Raw genomic sequence first — 2,852 nt, 5'->3', positions numbered from 1 at the left:
GCGGGCCGCCGCCGGCGCCCCTGGACGCCGCCGAGGCGGCCGAACTGCTCGCCGTGCTGCGCTCCCGCACGCCTGCCCGGGCCCGCCGGCTCGCCCAGGGCCTGACCGATCCGGACCTGCTGGTCCCGACCGGCACGATCCGCCAGCTGCTGGCCGCCGAACGGGCCGCCTCCTCGGTCGCCCACGACAGCACGGTCACCCTTGCCGAGCCGGTCGCCGCCCTCGCCGACCGGCTTGCCGGGCTGTCTCCGGCGCAGGTGGACGCCCTGCGGGCGGTCGCCGCGGAGCTGACCGACGCGCTGGCCCTGGTGGCGGGCCACCAGGGCCGCTGGGCGTGGGTGCGGACGGCGCTCGACGACGCCCTCGCCGGCCGTGACACCGTGCTGTGGACGAAGATCGCTTCGACCGCGCCGGCCGTCGAGCAGGCCGCCAGCGCGCTCGAGCGGGTCGGGCTGCGCACGGTCGTCCTGCCCGCGCTGACCGAGCGGGGGCCCGCGAACGCGCAGGTGCTGCTCGCCCACGGCGAGGCGCTGCGGGCCCACCTGGCGGCCGGCCACGGTCTGCGCGCCGTCTTCCCGTCGAAGGCCCAGAAGAACGCGGCCCTGCTGCTCACGGAGGCGACCGTCGACGGTGTCCCCCCGCGCACCCCCGACCTGCTCGACGCGGTGCTCGCCCGGCTGACCGCACAGGTCTGCCTGGAGACGGCGAGCAACGCCTGGGCGCTGGTGGACGTACACATCGACCCGGACGCCGCTCCCGAGGTGCGCCTGGCCCGCCTGCACGATCTGGCCGACGCCCTCGCCGCGGTCGACCGGGCCCGTGGCGCGCGCGACCGCGTCCTTGGTGTCCTGGCCTCCTTCGGCGTCCCCGGCCACCCCGGCATGCCGGACGTCCCGGGTGCTGCCGGCACGGGCGCTCTGGCCACCGCCGGCGGCTCCCTCGGCGTCACGCTCACCGGCGCCAGGGCCTGCCGGGATCTTGCCGCCGCGGTCGAGGATGTCCGGCTGCGTCAACATGCCACCGCCGCCACCGCGGATCTCAGCCGTATCCACAGCCGTTACCTGGCGGCGGCCAGGACCGGGACGGCCGCACCGGAGCTGGGCACGCTCGCGGACGCGCTGGCCGCCCGCGACGTCACCGCCTACAAGGCGGCCCGGGGCGCGCTCGAGGCGGCCGACAGCGAACGGGACGCGGAGCGGCGCTGCGTGACTCTGCTGGCGCGCGTACGGGACGCGCACCCGGCCCTGGCCGTCCTGCTGGAGAGCCTGGCGCCGGGTACGGCCGACGGCGCCAAGGCCGCGGCCGGGACATCGGATGCCGGAACGGTAGATACGCTCCGTAACACCGAGCCGGCAGCCGGCAGCCGTCCGGGCGACGCGGACGCGGCCGAATGGGATCAGCGGATCGCCTCCTTCCCCGCGGCATGGGCGTGGGCCTGCGCGGCGACCTGGCTGGAACGCTCGCGGACGGCGGCTGGTGAGACCGACGTCGAGGCCGAGCTCGACGCCGCCGAGGACGCCCTCGCCGCCGCCACCGCCGAGCTCGCCGGCGCGCTCGCCTGGAAGCACTGCCTTGGGCGGATGGGCGCCGAGCAGTCCGCGGCGCTGCGTTCCTACGCCGACGCGGTCGCCGCGGGCGGCAAGTTCACCGGCCGCTACGCGCAGCGGTACCGGCAGGCCGCCCGGGAGGCGATGCGGGTCGCCCAGACCGCCGTCCCCGCCTGGATCATGCCGATCGGCGAGGTGCTGTCGACCATTCCCGCCGTCCGGGACTGTTTCGACGTGGTGATCGTGGACGAGGGCAGCCAGGCGGGGCTGGACAGCCTGTTCCTGCTGTGGCTGGCGCCCCGCGTGATCGTGGTCGGTGACGACCGGCAGTGCACCCCGGCGGAGGCGAGTTTCGAGGAGCTGGAACCGGTCTTCCAGCGTCTCGACACGCTGCTGCCCGACGTGCCGGGCTGGCTGCGCATCGCGTTCACCCCCCGGTCCAGCCTGTTCACCCTGCTGCGGACGAGGTTCGGCGAGGTCATCCGGCTGCGCGAGCACTTCCGCTGCATGCCGGAGATCATCGAGTGGTCGTCCGCGCTGTTCTACCGGGACGCCCCGCTGGTGCCACTGCGCCAGTTCGGCGCGGACCGGCTNGGCTGCCGCCGCTGCGGTCGTGCCACGTCCCGGGTGCGGTCACCTCCGGTGTCGCCGGCGGGCTGCGCAACGCGGCCGAGGCCGAGGCGCTGGTGACCCAGGTGCTGGCCTGCGCCGACGACCCCCGCTACGACGGGCTGACCTTCGGCGTCGTCGTGCTGCAGGGCAGCGCCCAGGCGGAGCTGATCCGCGGCAAACTGATCAGCCGGATGTCCCCGGCCGAGCAGCAGCGCCGGCGGCTGCGCGTCGGGACCCCACCGGACTTCCAGGGCGACGAACGGGACGTGGTCTTCCTGTCGATGGTCGTCGCGCCCGACACCCCCACGCCGTCGCTGACCCGGCTGGAGTACCAGCGCAGGTTCAACGTGGCCACCTCCCGTGCCCGCGACCAGGTGTGGCTGTTCCACTCGGTGACCACGGGCGACCTGGAGTCGACCGACCTGCGGCACAACTATCTCAGTTACGTCCTGTCACAGACGTCCGTGCGGCCGTCCGTCACCGTCGGGGTGGACGCCGGCCCGGCCCCCGCCGTGTCCGCGTCCGTTCCCGTGCCGCGCGACGTCCGCCCGGACATCCCGCACCCTCGCTTCGACACCCTCTTCGAGCAACGGGTCTTCCGTGCCCTGCGCGAACGCGGCTATCTGGTGTGGCCCCAGGTCGAGGTGAACGGCCGGCGCGTCGACCTGGTGGTGGCCGGCGGACGCGCCCGCC

At 75.2% G+C, this 2,852-nt stretch carries 1 pseudogene (running past both ends of the window); it reads left to right on the top strand.

The features are described 5' to 3' along the window. Window positions 1–2,852: pseudogene (locus FrCorBMG51_RS34395) on the top strand (AAA domain-containing protein) (its annotated part extends past both window edges: 2,064 nt to the left, 212 nt to the right); the annotation flags it as partial.

The sequence above is a fragment of the Protofrankia coriariae genome, from assembly GCF_001017755.1.
In the GTDB taxonomy this organism is placed as follows: Bacteria; Actinomycetota; Actinomycetes; order Frankiales; family Frankiaceae; genus Protofrankia; species Protofrankia coriariae.
Note: the sequence above shows the minus strand (reverse complement) of the source record. Positions and strands in the feature narration are given on the sequence as shown.